The sequence below is a fragment of the Actinomadura rayongensis genome (genome assembly GCF_009831215.1).
Classification (GTDB): domain Bacteria; phylum Actinomycetota; class Actinomycetes; order Streptosporangiales; family Streptosporangiaceae; genus Spirillospora; species Spirillospora rayongensis.
The window spans coordinates 114,270-128,153 of the sequence record NZ_WUTW01000011.1 but is presented as its reverse complement, the minus strand read 5'-3'; the positions used below and the strand labels follow the sequence as shown (position 1 = coordinate 128,153).

Genomic DNA, 13,884 nt, shown 5'->3' with positions numbered 1-13,884 from the left:
AGAGCGGAAGACGGGATTTGAACCCGCGACCCTCACCTTGGCAAGGTGATGCTCTACCCCTGAGCCACTTCCGCGTGACGCTGCTCGGGCCTTCCCCTGCGGGGCGGTCCCTTGCGGCGACGTGTTAACTCTAGCGGAACTCGGCGGCCGTTGCGTACTCGGCGGGCTCGGCGTTGACGGCGGCGTGGAGCGCGTCCCAGAAGGCGAGGTCGTCGTCGTCGCGGAAGCGGTCGATGCGGCCCCAGAACTCACGGTCCTCGGCGGCGTGGGCGGCGGCGAGGGAGAGCGCGGGCATGACCGTCGTGGTGGACTCGGCGGCGTCGAGGTCGGCGGTGGTGACGCCGGCGGGCAGTTCGACGGGGGTCGCCGTGCGGTGGTGCCGGCCGCGCTTGCGGACGCGGATGGGCGGCGTCGTCGGGGCCTTGGCGGCGGTGGCGCGGCCGACGGCGAGCGCGGCGGTCCCGCAGAGGATGAGGGCGAGGACGCCGCCGAGCACGACGTCCTGCGCGGGCACCGTCGGGGCGTTGGACGCGGGCGCGTCGTGCTGCGGCGCTCCCTGCGCGGGCGCGGCGGACGCGGGGGCCGCGCCGATGTTCTCGACCTTGGCGGGCGGCGCGGCGTGCTTGGGCGCGTACTTCTCGGGCACCGGCATCTTGCCCGGGTAGCCGAAGCCGACGACGTCGTCCAGGCTGCGGGTCTTGCGGGTGAGCTGGTACCCGTCGGCGTTGCCCTCGATGGTGTGGATCGTGCGGCCCTGAACGCTCTCGACGATCCCGACGTGGTCGATCTGGTCGATGTCCCCGCTGCCGGACCAGTCGTAGAAGACGAAGGCGCCCGGCTCGGGCTTGGTGCCCCACGCGCCGTGGTCGCGGAACCAGTGGGCGTGCTCGATCGTGGACGCGAACTGCCCGGCCTGCTCGGCGACCCCGGCCTTGCTGGCGGCCCAGGCGAGGAACATGTCGCACCAGGGGGCGGTGGTGAAGTACGCGTCGTGGTCGCCGTCCACGTTCTTGCGGTACCACTCGCCGAACTTGGTGTAGCCGTCGCCCTTCTCGGTGTAGCCGAGTTCCGACTTGACGACGGCCAGCATCTTCTTGCCGATCGGGTCCATCAAGGGCTCCCCAAGCGCCTTCGAAGGTGCGGGCGGGAGCCCGACCCCGGGGTGGTGGTCCGCGACGACTCAAGGTCACGTTCTGATCTCGGGTGAATGTAATCGAGGTAAAGTCCCCTCGGCAAGCACCCGACGCGATGGGGTCAAATCAGACTAGGCGCGCGATGGTCCGGACGGGCCATCTCACGTGTAGCCCCGGGGGAGCACGACGACCGGGCACAGCGCCGCGCGCACCATCTTGAGCCCGAGTTCGCTGAGGAAGACGCGGTGCGGCGACGCGTCCTCGCTGCTGGCCACGACCATGATCTCGCCCGTGCCCCAGCCCGCGTCCGCCATCGCCGCCGCCACGTCGTCGCCCGCGCCGAGGTCGGCGCTGACGTCGTCGGGATCCAGCCCGGACGCGTCCAGCGCGAGCCGGACCGCGAGCGCCAGGTCGTCCTGGAGTGGGCCGCGCGGGTCGTCCTCCAGCGCGAGCGTCAGCAGCCGCAGCGGGACCCCGAACTCCTGCGCCGCGACCGACGCGCGCAGCACCGCCTCCTCGCACTGCGGACGCCCGACGTACATGACGGTGAGCCGTTCGGCCCGCGCGCCGGGGACGTGGCCCGCCGGGACGACCAGGACCGCCTCCGGCGCCGAGTGCAGCAGATGGTCGGCGGCCGACCCGAGCGTGATCCGGCCGCGCGCCCCGCCCGCCGCCGAGCCGATGACGATCGCGTCGGCGCCCGCGCGTGCGGCGGCGGTGGCCAGCCCGCGCCCGACGCTGCGGCTCGCGACCGCGACGACCTCGGTGGCCGGGTCGTCCAGCCGGGTGCGCAGCCGCTCCAGGAGCGTGGCGGCCTCGGTCGCGGCGGCGGGCCGTCCGGGCGGGTGGACGTGCGCGACGGTGACCAGTCCGCCCGTGTGGCGGGCGAGGTCGTACGCCGCCGCCAGGGCCTCGTCCCCGCCCCGGCCCGGCGCGTAGCCGACCAGCAGGTGCTGTCCGATCATGGGTCCAGCATCCCCGCCGGGCGCGCGGCCGGCACCTCCGGGGTCAGGGCCGCGACCGCCGGGCGAGGCCGACCAGGTCCCGCGCGGCGCCCGCGGGACGCCGTCCGGCGGGCCACACGGCGCGCAGCGGACGGTGCAGGTCCAGGTCGGCGACCGGGACGGCGACCAGCCGTCCGCCCGCCAGCTCGGCGGCGACGGCCCGCTCGCTCACGACGCCCGGCCCCGTCCCGGCGAGGACGGCGGCCTTCAGCGCGGCGGTCGACTCGGCTTCGAGCAGCGGGGGAGCGGTCCCGCCGTGCGCCGCCAGCGCCCGGTCCAGGACCTCGCGGGTGCCCGAGCCCTCCGCGTGCAGGATCAGCGGCGTCGCGGCCAGGATGCCGCCGTCCACGCCGCCGCGCGCCCACCGGTGACCGGGCGCGACCACGACGAGGAGCCGGTCGGCCGCGACGACCGTGCCGCTCAGCCCGGCGGGCGTCCGCGCGCCCTCCACGAACCCGAGGTCGGCGGCGCCCGCCCGGACGGCCTCGGCCACGGCGGCGGGCGCGCCGGTCCGCAGCGCGACGGACGTCCCGGGCCGCACCCCGTCCAGCGCGACGAGCCAGCCCGGCATCAGGTGCTCGGCGACGGTGCGGCTCGCGATGACGCGCAGCCGGTCCCCGGCGCGGTCGCGCAGCGCCGCCGCGCCCGCGTCCAGCGCCGCCGCGGCGGCGACGACCTGCTGCGCCCAGCCCGCGAGGAGCGTCCCGGCCTCGGTGGGCCGCGACCCGCGCGGGGAACGGTCCAGCAGGGCCAGTCCGAGCCGGTGCTCCAGGGCGCTGATGCGGGCGCTCGCGGCGGGCTGGGTGACGCCGAGTTCCGCCGCCGCGCGGCCGACGCTGCCGAGCCGGACGACGGCCAGCAGCAGTTCCAGCGCCCCGAGGTCCGGGACGCGCTGCGCGATGCCCATGGGCGCCATCGTAGGGGCGTGGCCGGACACGGCCGCGCCGCCGTCCGCCACCGCCACATTCCCCTTCCCCCGCAGGCCCCGGGGCCTGCGCCCCACCGCGTAGAACGGCCGTTCCACAGGGCTTTCCGGCGCCTTCGGGCGCCCTTTCCGCGCCGCCTGCTCTTCGTAATGAGTCGGTTGCGAACGGTGCAAACGCGGGTACGATTCCGAGCGTCCCCCGGTGATATCTCCGGCTTCGGCCGGTGGGAGCAGAGGCCGCGGTGTCGTTGACGATTCTGGAACAGCGTTCGGGCCGGCTCCCCGCGGAGCTGACGAGCTTCATCGGGCGCGCCGACGAACTGGCCGAGATCACGCGGCTGTTCGGCCGCGGCCGGCTGGTCACCCTGGTCGGGCCCGGCGGCGTCGGCAAGTCGCGGCTCGCCGTGCGCGCCGCGGGCCGCGCCCTTCCCGGCTACGAGCACGGCGTGTGCTTCGTGGACCTGGCGCCGCTGCGCGAGCCGAGCCTGCTCGCGCCCGCGCTGGCGGCGGCGCTCGGGCTGCCCGACCCGAACGCGGGAACGGTCCTGGACGTCCTGGTGGAGTTCCTGGCCGAGCGCCGGACGCTGCTCGTCCTCGACACGTGCGAGCACCTGGTCGACGCCTGCGCGCTGCTCGCCGAGGTCCTGCTGCGCAACGCCCCCGGCCTGCACATCCTCGCGACGAGCCGGCAACCCCTGGACATCGCGGGCGAGCACACGCTGAACGTCGCGCCGCTGCCCATCCCGGTCGGCGCCTCGCCCGACCACCGGCGGCCGTGCGAGTCGGTGCGGATGTTCGCCGAGCGCGCCGCCGCCGTCGTCCCCGAGTGGAAGCTGACCCCGGAGAACCAGGACGCGGTGGTGCTGCTGTGCCGCAGGCTGGACGGCATCCCGCTCGCGCTGGAACTGGCCGCCGTGCAGTTGCGGGCGCTGTCGGTGGAGCAGATCGTGGACCGGCTCGACCGGCGCGTCCTGCACGTCCGGGGACGCCGCACCGCGATGCCCCGGCACCGCACGCTGGAGAACGCGATCGACTGGAGCCACGACCTGTGCTCGCCGGGCGAGCGGCTGCTGTGGGCGCGGCTGTCGGTGTTCGCGGGCGACTTCGACCTGGCGAGCGCCGAGCAGGTCTGCGCGGACGCCGAACTGCCCGCCGCCGACGTGTTCGACCTGCTCGCCGGGCTGGTGGACAAGTCGATCGTCCGGCAGGTCACCCGGGACGGCGAGGCGCGCTACCGGATGCTGGACACGATCCGCGAGTACGGCGCCGAGCGGCTGGACCGGCGCGGCGAGAGCGGCGGCGTCCGCGACCGCGCGTTCGCCTGGTTCGCCGGGCGGATCGAGCGCGCGCACGCCGAGCTGGCCTCGTCCGCGCAGCCCCGGGTGCTCGCCTGGTTCCGCGACGAGCAGGACAACGTCCGCGCGCTGATCGACCACGGCATCGCCACGGCCGCCGACGGCCCGCTGATCCGTGCGGGCCTCGGGCTCGGCCGCATCCTCGCGCTGCAAGGGCTGATCGGCGAGGCGCGGTACTGGTCGGCGCGGATCCTCGCCTGCCGCGACCTCGGCGGCGACCCGGCCGCGACCGAGCTGATCGCGCTGAGCGGGCTGCTGGCCGTCCTGCAGAACGACCTCGCCGCCTCGGGCGACCTGCTGGAGCGCGCGGAGGCCCGCGCGACCGGGACGGGCGACGACGCGGGCCTCGCCTACGTCCGGCAGGCGCAAGGCATGGCCGCGCTCTACGACGACCGGACAGACGAGGCCGTCCGGCTGCTCACCGAGGCGACCGCGCTGCACCGCTCGGCGGGCGCGGACGACGTGCTCGTCCCGATCGCCGACCTGTTCCTGTCGGTGGCGTGCTGCCTCGGCGGCGACACCGCGACGGCGCTGGAGCACGCCGAGCGGGCCGTCGCGGTCACCGAGGGCTCCGGCGACCTGTGGTGCCGCTCCTACGGGCTGCTCGCGCGCGGGACGGCGCGGCTGCTGGCGGGCGCGGCGGACGAGGCGCTCGCCGACGTCCGCGCGGGCCTGGCCGTCAAGCGGGACCTCGGCGACCGGCTCGGCGTGTCGCTCGCGCTGGACGTGGCGGGCGGCTGCCTGGTGTCGCTCGCGCAGCCGCTGCAGGCCGCGCGGCTGTTCGGCTGCGCGGACCGGCTGCGCCGCTACACCGGGTCGACGATGTTCGGCCCGCAGCACGCGCTGCTACGAGGCTTCTTCGAGCAGCAGGCGGGCGAAGCGCTCGGCGCGGACGCCTACCGCACCGCCTACGAGACCGGCGAGTCCCTGGAGACCGACGTCGCGGTCGCCGAGGCCCTCGCCGAGCGGCCCGCGCCGGACGCGCCCGGCGCCCGGCCGGACCGCCCGGCGCTCACGCCGCGCGAGCGGGAGATCGCCGGGCTGGTCGCGGCGGGGCTGACGAACCGGGAGATCGCCGACCGGCTCGTCATCGCCAAGCGCACCGCCGACTCCCATGTGGAGCACATCCTCGCCAAGCTCGGGTTCTCCTCGCGGGCCGAGATCGTGGCGTGGGTGACGGCGGAGCGCTGAGGCGTCACTCGCCGGTGACGCCGTCGGTCAGCTCGCGGACGACGTCGAGCTGGCCGACATGCCGCGCGTACTCCTGGAGCAGGTGGAACAGGATCCAGGCGAGGGTGGGCGGCTCGTCCTCGAAGTGGGCGCGCTGGCGGTCCTCCAGCGCGGCGGCGGCGACGATGCCGCGCGAGGTCTCGACCGTGGACAGGAACGCGGTGCGCAGGTCGTCCAGGGTCTCCTCGGGCAGGACGCGCCAGGCCGCCTCGCGGCGCCCGCCGGGGCCCCGGTCGCCGAACGGCTCGGGGACCTCGTCGCCGAGGAACGCCCACTGGAGCCAGCGGATCTCCACGTAGGTGAGGTGCTTGAGCAGTTCGAGCGGCGTCCAGCCGGACGGGACGCGGCTCGTGCGCAGCTGCTCGTCGGTGAGCCCGTCGAGCTTGCGCAGCAGGGCGTCGCGGTAGAAGTCGAGATAGCCGGTGACCAGGGCGCGCGGGTCGGTGAGATGGACGGGCGGCTCGGCGGGAGGCTCCACGAAGGTGACCATGGGCCGACCCTAACAACCGGCTCTGACGAGACCGCGCGTGCGTCGGCGCGGCGCCGTGCGGGTAGGCGCGGTCCATGGCACATGCGGAGGAACGGCGCTGCCTGGTGACGGGCGCGACCGGCTACATCGGCGGCAGGCTCGTCCCGGAACTGCTCGACGCGGGGTTCGCGGTGCGGTGCATGGTGCGGCGCCCGGACGCGGCGCGCGCGCACCCGTGGGCGGACCGGGCCGAGATAGTCCGGGGCGACCCCCTGGACCCGGCGACGCTGCCCGCCGCGCTGGACGGCGTGGACGTCGCCTACTACCTCATCCACGCGATGGGCGGGAAGGGCGGCGACTTCGCCGAGCGGGACCGGCGCGCCGCGCAGGCGTTCGCGGACGCCGCCGCGGCGGCGGGCGTCGGCCGGATCGTGTTCCTCGGCGGCCTGCGCTCGGGCGGCGAGCTGTCGCGCCATCTGCGGTCGCGGGCGGAGGTCGCGCGGATCCTGCTGGGCTCGCCCGTCCCGACGGTGGTGCTGCGCGCCGGGGTGATCATCGGCTCGGGGTCGGCGTCGTTCGAGATGCTGCGGTACCTGACCGAGCGGCTGCCCGCGATGGTGACGCCGACGTGGGTGCGCTCGCGCGTCCAGCCGATCGCGATCCGCGACGTCCTCGGCTACCTCGTCGGCGCGGCGCATCTGCCGCCGGAGGTGAACCGGGGCTTCGACATCGCGGGCCCGGACGTCCTGACCTACCGGGAGATGATGCTGCGCTACGCCGCCGCCGCGGGCCTGCCGCACCGGGTGATCGTCGGCGTGCCGCTGCTGACGCCGAAGCTGTCGAGCCTGTGGGTCGGGCTGGTGACGCCGGTGCCGGGGCAGATCGCCCGGCCGCTGGTGGAGTCGCTGACGAGCGAGGTCGTGGCGGGCGAGCACGACATCGCCCGGTACGTCCCGGATCCGCCGGACGGGCTGCTGGGCTTCGAGGAGTCCGTCCGGCGGGCGCTGCGGCGCGTCCGGACCGGGGACGTGAGCACCTGGTGGGGTTCGGCCGCGACGCCGGGCGCGTCGAGCGACCCGCTGCCGACCGACCCCGACTGGGCGGGCGGCGTGCTGTTCGTGGACGAGCGCGAGCAGGCCACGCGGGCGCCGGCCCCGGCGGTGTGGCGGGTGATCGAGAGCATCGGCGGCCGGCACGGCTGGTACTCGCTGCCGGTGGCGTGGCGGCTGCGCGGCGTGCTGGACCGGATGGTCGGCGGGGTCGGGCTGCGCCGGGGCCGCCGCGACCCCGAGCGGCTGCGGGTCGGCGACGCGCTGGACTTCTGGCGGGTGGAGACGCTGGATCCGGGCCGCTCGCTGCGGCTGCGCGCCGAGATGCTGCTGCCCGGCCGGGCGTGGCTGGACCTGTCGGTCGAGCCGGACGGCGCCGGGGGCAGCCGGTACCGGCAGCGCGCGATCTTCCGGCCGCACGGGCTGCTCGGCCATCTGTACTGGTGGTCGATCTCGCCGTTCCACGGGCTGATCTTCGGCCGGATGCCGCGCAACCTCACCGCGACCGCCGAGGCGGAGACGGGCGAGCGGGAGCCCGCGCCCGTCTGAGCGCCGCGCGGAATAGACCGTTCTCCGGTACGGTTCCGAGCGGTTGAATTTTCTACTACCTGGAGGCGGGCATGATGCAGTTCGGGATCTTCTCCGTCGGGGACGTGACCCCGGACCCGACGACCGGGCGCACGCCCACCGAGGCCGAGCGCATCCGGGCGATGGTGACGATCGCGCAGAAGGCCGAGGAGGTCGGCCTTGACGTCTTCGCGACCGGCGAGCACCACAACCCGCCGTTCGTGCCGTCCTCGCCGACGACGATGCTCGGGTACCTGGCGGCGCGCACCGAACGGCTCGTGCTGTCCACCGCGACCACGCTGATCACCACCAACGACCCGGTGAAGATCGCCGAGGACTACGCGATGCTCCAGCACCTGTCCGACGGGCGCGCCGACCTCGTCCTCGGCCGGGGCAACACCGGGCCCGTCTACCCGTGGTTCGGCAAGGACATCCGCGACGGCATCGAGCTGGCCGTCGAGAACTACCACCTGCTGCACCGGCTGTGGCGCGAGGACGTCGTGGACTGGCAGGGCAAGCACCGCACGCCGCTGCAGGCGTTCACGTCCACGCCGCGCCCGCTGGACGGCGTCCCGCCCTTCGTCTGGCACGGCTCGATCCGCAGCCCCGAGATCGCCGAGCAGGCCGCGTACTACGGCGACGGGTTCTTCGCCAACAACATCTTCTGGCCCAAGGAGCACTACCAGCGGCTCATCGGGCTCTACCGGCGCCGCTACGAGCACTACGGGCACGGGAGCGCCGACCAGGCGATCGTCGGGCTCGGCGGCCAGGCGTTCCTGCGCCGCAACTCCCAGGACGCGATCCGCGAGTTCCGGCCCTACTTCGACAACGCGCCCGTCTACGGGCACGGGCCGTCGCTGGAGGACTTCATGGCCGAGACGCCGCTGATCGTCGGCAGCCCGCAGCAGGTCATCGACCGGACGCTCCAGTTCCGCGAGGACTTCGGCGACTACCAGCGCCAGCTGTTCCTCATGGACCACGCGGGGCTGCCGCTGAAGACCGTCCTGGAGCAGCTCGACCTGCTCGGCGAGGAGGTCGTCCCGGTGCTGCGCAAGGAGTTCGCGATCGGGCGTCCCGCGCACGTTCCGGACGCGCCGACGCACGCCGCCCGCGTCGCGGCGGCCCAGGCGCAGGAGGTGGAGCGGTGACGGACCGGACGCTCGCGGTCGTGGCGGCGGGGCTCGGCCGCCCGTCGTCCACGCGCCTGCTCGCCGACCGGCTCGGCGCCGCCGCCGCGGACGCGCTGCGCGACCGCGGCGACGCCGTCGACGTCGTGCCGGTCGACCTGCGCGACCACGCGCACGCGCTGACCGACGGCCTGCTCACCGGATTCCCCGGCCGCGAGCTGCGCGCGACGATCGAGGCCGTCACCGGCGCGGACGGCGTGGTCGCCGTCACGCCGATCTACAACGGCTCCTACAACGGGCTGTTCAAAACGTTCTTCGACGTCCTGGAGCCCGGCGCGCTGGAAGGCCGTCCGGTGCTGCTCGGCGCGACCGGCGGCACCGCGCGGCACTCGCTGGCGCTCGACTTCGCGCTGCGCCCGCTGCTGGCGTACCTGCGGGCGGCGGTCGTCCCGACGGCCGTGTTCGCGGCCACCGCCGACTTCGGGGACGCGGCCGACCCGCTGGCCGGACGCGCCGCGCGGGCGGGCCGCGAGCTGGCCGACCTCGTCGCGGGCCGCGCCCCGGCCGTCCGCCCGGACCCCTACGCCGAGCCGACGCCGTTCGCCGACCTGCTCGCCGGCGACCCGCCCGGCTCCTGAACTCCGGACGTTCGGCTACATTCCGGGCATGCACCAGGTCGCGGTGGCCGTGTTCGACGGCATGACGACGTTCGAGCTCGGCGTGGTCGTCGAGGTGTTCGGGCTGCACCGCCCGGAACTCGGCGACCGGCCGTGGTACGAGCTGCTGGTCTGCGCCGCCGAGCCCGGCCGCGACCTGACCGCCGTCGGCGGGTTCACGCTGCGCGCCGGGCACGGGTTCGACGCGCTCGCCGCCGCCGACACCGTGATCGTCCCGGGCGCCCCGGACCCGGTGCCCGCCGCGCTGGTGGACGCCCTGCGCCGCGCGCACGCCCGGGGCGCGCGGCTCGTGTCCATCTGCTCGGGCGCGTTCGCGCTCGCCGCCGCCGGGATCCTCGCGGGCCGCCGCGCCACCACCCACTGGCGGTACGCGGCGCGTCTCGCCGAGCGCCATCCGGACATCGAGGTCGACCCGGACGTCCTCTACGTGGACGACGGTGACGTCCTGACCAGCGCGGGCAGCGCGGCGGGCATCGACCTGTGCCTGCACCTCGTCCGGGCCGACCACGGCGCGGCGGTCGCGAACGCCGTCGCGCGCCGGTTCGTCGTCCCGCCGCACCGCGAGGGAGGGCAGGCCCAGTTCATCGAGGCGGCGGTGCGCCCGCCCGGCCCCGACGACGACGGCGTCGCGCGCAGCATGGCGTTCGCGCTGGACCGGCTCGCCGCGCCGCTGACCGTCGCCGACCTCGCCCGCGCCGCGCGCATGTCCGAACGCTCCTACCTGCGGCACTTCGCCCGGCGGACCGGGGCGAGCCCGATGCGCTGGCTCGCCGCGCAGCGCGTCGCCGCGAGCCTGCCGCTGCTGGAGGCCGGGGACGGCTCGGTGGACGAGATCGCCGCCGCCGTCGGGTTCGGCAGCGCCGCCGCCTACCGGCAGGCGTTCACCCGCCGCATGCGCACGACGCCGACCGCGTACCGGCGCGCGTTCGCGCACGCCTGACCCTGGCGGGAATCGGACGGACGGTGGCGGTCGCGCCCCTCGCGCCCGCCCCGGCGCGGCGCCGACGATGGGAGCACCCCACGACCTCGGAGGTGTTCCCCCATGAGCAGCGTCCTCGCCGTCCCCGCCGCCGCGCCCGCCGACGCCGTCGCCCACTTCGCGGCCCGGCTCGCGTTCGAGACCGACGTGTCCGACGTCCACGCCGACCTGGACGCCGGTGTCGCCGGGCTCGTCGTCGTGGACGCGCGCCGCGCGGCGGCCTGGGCGCTCGGGCGCGTGCCCGGCGCGCTGCACCTGCCCGTGTCCCGGATCGCCGCCGACGCGCCCGCGCTCGTCGACCCCGCCGCGACCGTCGTCACCTACTGCTGGGGTCCGGCCTGCAACGGGGCGACCCGCGCCGCCCTGGAGTTCGCGCGGCTCGGCTACCGCGTCAAGGAGATGCTCGGCGGGTTCGAGTACTGGGTGCGCGAGGGCCTGACGTACGCGACCGACGACGGGCTCGTCCGGCCGCCGGTGGACGGGCTCACCGCGCCCGTCGGCGAAACCTGCGGGTGCTGATGTTTGCGCGCCGAGGCGCGGGTACCCCCGAAAACGACCGACAGTGCCGATGAGGGGAGCACCCTTGACCACGCAGAAGCCCGTCCGTCCCGAGAGCCTGAACGGACTCGGCACACCCCTGGGCGACGCGCAGGTCTCCCCGGAGGAGATCCGCGACGACGCGGGAGCCACGCTCCGGCACCTCGGCCGGGCGCTCCCGCTGCCGCTGCCCCGGCTCGCCCTGAGCGGGGCGGGCGTCGCGGGCGTCGCCGCCGGGCTGGCCGCGATGCTGCTGTGGCGCCGCCACCAGCGCGCGAACCGGTTCTGGCCGCGCGCCCGGCGCGCCGCACGGACCGCCGCGCACGAGACGCGCGCCAAGTCCGGCATCGTCGGCGGCCGTGCCGCCGACGCCGGGACGAAGGCCGTGCGCGCCGCCCGCGCCAAGGCCGGCCGCTGACCCGCCGCCGGGAGGGGCCGCCCGGCCCCTCCCGGCGCCCGATCAGACCTGATCAGACCCGATCAGAACAGCGTCGGCGGCTCCGCCGGGACCGGCTCGGGCAGCGGCTCCAGACCCGGGACGCGCGCCCGCACCTCGTCGTGGAAGCGCCGCGCGAGCGGCGGCGCCTCGGCGTTGTCCGGCGTGTGGACGAACACGGTGGGGGAGCGGCCCTCGCGCAGCCACCCGGCGACCGTCTCGACCCACACCTGCCAGCCCTCGACCGTCCGGGCCGTGTCGTCACGGCCGAGGTAACGGACGATCGGACGCCCCGTCAGCGCGGCCGTCCGGCGCGGCAGCCGCGGCTTCTTCGCCCACGCGTCCCGCTCGGCGTCGCTCGTCGGCGGACTCCGGAACAGCGCGGTCGTGTCGAACGGCACCCACTCGGCCCCGACGGCGCCGAGCACCTGCTCCAGCCGCGCCGCCGCGCGCGGATCCTCGAAGAACGCCCGGTGCCGCACCTCGACCGCGTACGCGTACGTCCCCGGCAGCCCGCGCAGGAAGCCCGCCAGCGCGCCGAGATCGCCCGGCCCGAACGCGCCGGGCAACTGCACCCACAGCGCGTGCGCCCGCGCGCCGAGCGGTTCCATCACGTCCAGGAACGTGCGCAGATCGTCATGTCCGGACGCGCCGAGCCGGTGCTCGTGCGTGATCGTGCGGGGCAGCTTGGCGACGAGCCGGAAGTCCTCCGGGGCCTGCCGCGCCCACGACTCGACCGTGCTCCGCGCCGGGATCGCGTAGAACGTCGTGTTCCCCTCGACCGCGTTGCACCAGCTCGCGTACGCGCGCAGCCGTTCGCCGGGCGGGAGGGGATGGGGGAGGAACCGTCCCTGCCAGGGCGCGAGAGACCACATCGCGCATCCCACGTGAAGCCGCATGCACCGAACGCTACCGTCCGCCGCGCGCCCCGCAATTGTCAGCCGAGCGTCAGAACCGCGTCCGCCATGTCAGAGGTTTTCCGGGGACGATTCAGAACATCGGCGGCCGTCTTGTTGGCCGTGCCCGGCGTGCCTAGCGTCGGAGGCGTGCGAAAAACAGAGGGACGGGCCGAGAAAATCCGCGAGCTCCTGGACGAAGTCGCGCGGCTGCACGAACAATGCGGTCGGCTGCTCGGCGGCAATGTGCGGCCGGGAGTGGGGAAAATAGCGAAGACGCCGCCCGCGGCGGCGCCGTTCAACATCGAGGCCGCCGAGGCGCGCTCGAAGATCCAGAGTTTCCTCATCCAGTGGGCGCGCGTCGTCGTCGTGCAGCGCCGGGTGTCGGCGCCGCGCTGCGAGGTGTCCGGCCTCGCCGCGTTCCTCGGCACGCACGCCGCCTGGGTGGCCGGGCATCCGGCGGCCGAGGCCGTCCCCGACCAGCTCGCGTCCCTGGTGGCCCGCGCCAGGTACGCCGCGTTCCCCGAGGAGCGGCCCCAGTCCATCGGCCGGTGCGTCGAGCCGGGCTGCGGCGGCCGGCTCCTGCGCCGCGCCGGCTCGGACCAGGAGCCGGCCCAGATCGAGTGCAGCCGCGACCCGGGCCACGTCTGGCGGTCACACGAGTGGCTGGACCTGCGCCGCCGCATTGGTCAGCGATCCTGACCCGAGCCGGTACCCCACCCCGCGCACCGTGACGATCCACTCGGCGTCGCCGAGCTTGTGCCGCAGGGAGCTGACGTGCGTGTCGATCGTGCGGGTCGAGGCGGCCCAGTCGTCCTCCCAGACCCGTGACATCAGCTCCCTGCGGGTGATCACCGACTCGGGCCGGGACGCGAGGATGCGCAGGAGCTCGAACTCCTTGCGCGTCAGCTCCACGTCGTTGCCCCGGACCCGCACCTGCCGCCGGTCCAGGTCGATCTCCAGCGTCCCGTGCGCGATCAGCCCGCGCACGCCACGGCCGCGCGGGAGCACCCGGCGCATCACCGCCTCCATCCTGGCCACGAGTTCCCGCAGCCCGTACGGCTTCACCATGCAGTCGTCGGCGCCGGCCTGAAGGCTCAGCACCCGGTCCAGCTCCGTCCCGGACCCGGTGAACGTGATCAGCGGGGCGTCGGTGCGGTCGCGCAGGGAGCGGCAGACCTCGATCCCGTCGAGGTCGGGGAGACCGAGGTCCAGCAGGACCAGGTCCGCCGTCGCGGCGACCTCCAGCGTCCGGCGGCCGGTGTCGACGAGGTCGACCTCGTAGCCGTGCCGGACGAGCCAGTGGACGAGATGTTCCGCGGTCCGGCAGTCGGGTTCAACGACGAGCACGCGCATCCTCAGCCCCAGTGTGGGTCGTGGAACCAGCAGATTTTCGCAGTGAATTTGGGGTCGTGAACACTCGTATTATGCGTTCGGGCGTTGTCGGCTTCAAGCTGACACAGGGTAATTTAACTGGTCCGTTCATGCGCTATCTATCGC

General features: G+C 75.1%; 14 protein-coding genes and 1 tRNA gene. 8 read left to right on the top strand and 7 right to left on the bottom strand.

Going from position 1 to position 13,884, the window contains the following annotated elements:
* Positions 1-2: 2 nt before the first annotated feature.
* The 4 genes from GQ466_RS29925 to GQ466_RS29910 form a co-directional block, all read right to left on the bottom strand.
* A tRNA-Gly gene (locus tag GQ466_RS29925) sits at positions 3-74 on the bottom strand.
* A gap of 56 nt (positions 75-130) precedes the next feature.
* Positions 131-1,111, bottom strand: a complete 981-nt coding sequence (locus tag GQ466_RS29920; protein WP_161106431.1) for a CHAP domain-containing protein — start codon at positions 1,109-1,111, stop codon at positions 131-133.
* A 183-nt stretch (positions 1,112-1,294) separates the two neighbouring features.
* Positions 1,295-2,098, bottom strand: coding sequence for a universal stress protein (locus tag GQ466_RS29915; RefSeq protein WP_161106430.1), 804 nt, complete (start codon positions 2,096-2,098; stop codon positions 1,295-1,297).
* Between the two features lie 43 nt (positions 2,099-2,141).
* On the bottom strand, positions 2,142-3,044 hold the full coding sequence (locus tag GQ466_RS29910) for a LysR family transcriptional regulator (RefSeq protein WP_161106429.1): 903 nt from the start codon (positions 3,042-3,044) through the stop codon (positions 2,142-2,144).
* Positions 3,045-3,304: 260 nt separating this feature from the next.
* On the opposite strand from GQ466_RS29910, the gene GQ466_RS29905 reads away from it, so the two are divergent.
* On the top strand, positions 3,305-5,608 hold the full coding sequence (locus tag GQ466_RS29905) for a LuxR C-terminal-related transcriptional regulator (protein ID WP_161106428.1): 2,304 nt from the start codon (positions 3,305-3,307) through the stop codon (positions 5,606-5,608).
* A 4-nt stretch (positions 5,609-5,612) separates the two neighbouring features.
* On the opposite strand, the gene GQ466_RS29900 is transcribed toward GQ466_RS29905, so the two are convergent.
* Entirely contained in the window at positions 5,613-6,137 is a 525-nt protein-coding gene (locus tag GQ466_RS29900; RefSeq protein WP_161106427.1) for a DinB family protein, read from the bottom strand.
* Positions 6,138-6,211: 74 nt separating this feature from the next.
* Here GQ466_RS29900 and GQ466_RS29895 point away from each other — a divergent pair, with 74 nt between their 5' ends.
* The 6 genes from GQ466_RS29895 (at position 6,212) to GQ466_RS29870 (ending at position 11,470) form a co-directional block, all read left to right on the top strand.
* Entirely contained in the window at positions 6,212-7,714 is a 1,503-nt protein-coding gene (locus GQ466_RS29895) for an SDR family oxidoreductase (protein WP_161106426.1), read from the top strand.
* A 74-nt stretch (positions 7,715-7,788) separates the two neighbouring features.
* Positions 7,789-8,880: an LLM class flavin-dependent oxidoreductase gene (locus GQ466_RS29890; protein WP_161106441.1), complete on the top strand. Its 1,092-nt coding sequence runs from the start codon at positions 7,789-7,791 to the stop codon at positions 8,878-8,880.
* A complete protein-coding gene (locus GQ466_RS29885) occupies positions 8,877-9,497 on the top strand; it encodes a CE1759 family FMN reductase (RefSeq protein ID WP_161106425.1) in 621 nt (206 codons plus the stop codon). The genes GQ466_RS29890 and GQ466_RS29885 overlap by 4 nt, the downstream gene beginning before the upstream one ends.
* Before the next feature lie 28 nt (positions 9,498-9,525).
* Complete coding sequence (locus GQ466_RS29880) at positions 9,526-10,476, top strand: helix-turn-helix domain-containing protein (protein WP_161106424.1); 951 nt, start codon at positions 9,526-9,528, stop codon at positions 10,474-10,476.
* A 102-nt stretch (positions 10,477-10,578) separates the two neighbouring features.
* Positions 10,579-11,034, top strand: a complete 456-nt coding sequence (locus GQ466_RS29875; RefSeq protein ID WP_161106423.1) for a rhodanese-like domain-containing protein — start codon at positions 10,579-10,581, stop codon at positions 11,032-11,034.
* Positions 11,035-11,098: 64 nt separating this feature from the next.
* On the top strand, positions 11,099-11,470 hold the full coding sequence (locus tag GQ466_RS29870; protein WP_161106422.1) for a hypothetical protein: 372 nt from the start codon (positions 11,099-11,101) through the stop codon (positions 11,468-11,470).
* A gap of 62 nt (positions 11,471-11,532) precedes the next feature.
* Here GQ466_RS29870 and GQ466_RS29865 read toward each other — a convergent pair whose 3' ends face one another.
* The gene (locus GQ466_RS29865; RefSeq protein ID WP_161106421.1) at positions 11,533-12,387 is read right to left on the bottom strand and encodes a DUF72 domain-containing protein; all 855 of its coding nucleotides are present in this window, start codon (positions 12,385-12,387) and stop codon (positions 11,533-11,535) included.
* Between the two features lie 147 nt (positions 12,388-12,534).
* Here GQ466_RS29865 and GQ466_RS29860 point away from each other — a divergent pair, with 147 nt between their 5' ends.
* Entirely contained in the window at positions 12,535-13,086 is a 552-nt protein-coding gene (locus GQ466_RS29860; RefSeq protein WP_161106420.1) for a hypothetical protein, read from the top strand.
* Here the strand turns inward: GQ466_RS29860 and GQ466_RS29855 are convergent.
* Positions 13,039-13,740, bottom strand: coding sequence for a response regulator transcription factor (locus GQ466_RS29855; RefSeq protein WP_161106419.1), 702 nt, complete (start codon positions 13,738-13,740; stop codon positions 13,039-13,041). The two genes, GQ466_RS29860 and GQ466_RS29855, sit on opposite strands and share 48 nt — an antisense overlap.
* Between the last annotated feature and the right edge of the window lie 144 nt (positions 13,741-13,884).

What these genes read in the sequence shown, in the direction of transcription:
- GQ466_RS29910 (WP_161106429.1), bottom strand. Translation starts at nt 3,044, where the DNA reads ATGGGCATCGCGCAGCGCGTCCCGGACCTCGGGGCGCTGGAACTGCTG.
- GQ466_RS29865 (WP_161106421.1), bottom strand. Translation starts at nt 12,387, where the DNA reads ATGCGGCTTCACGTGGGATGCGCGATGTGGTCTCTCGCGCCCTGGCAG.
- GQ466_RS29855 (WP_161106419.1), bottom strand. Translation starts at nt 13,740, where the DNA reads ATGCGCGTGCTCGTCGTTGAACCCGACTGCCGGACCGCGGAACATCTC.
- GQ466_RS29915 (WP_161106430.1), bottom strand. Translation starts at nt 2,098, where the DNA reads ATGATCGGACAGCACCTGCTGGTCGGCTACGCGCCGGGCCGGGGCGGG.
- GQ466_RS29890 (WP_161106441.1), top strand. Translation starts at nt 7,789, where the DNA reads ATGCAGTTCGGGATCTTCTCCGTCGGGGACGTGACCCCGGACCCGACG.
- GQ466_RS29900 (WP_161106427.1), bottom strand. Translation starts at nt 6,137, where the DNA reads ATGGTCACCTTCGTGGAGCCTCCCGCCGAGCCGCCCGTCCATCTCACC.
- GQ466_RS29895 (WP_161106426.1), top strand. Translation starts at nt 6,212, where the DNA reads ATGGCACATGCGGAGGAACGGCGCTGCCTGGTGACGGGCGCGACCGGC.
- GQ466_RS29880 (WP_161106424.1), top strand. Translation starts at nt 9,526, where the DNA reads ATGCACCAGGTCGCGGTGGCCGTGTTCGACGGCATGACGACGTTCGAG.
- GQ466_RS29920 (WP_161106431.1), bottom strand. Translation starts at nt 1,111, where the DNA reads ATGGACCCGATCGGCAAGAAGATGCTGGCCGTCGTCAAGTCGGAACTC.
- GQ466_RS29875 (WP_161106423.1), top strand. Translation starts at nt 10,579, where the DNA reads ATGAGCAGCGTCCTCGCCGTCCCCGCCGCCGCGCCCGCCGACGCCGTC.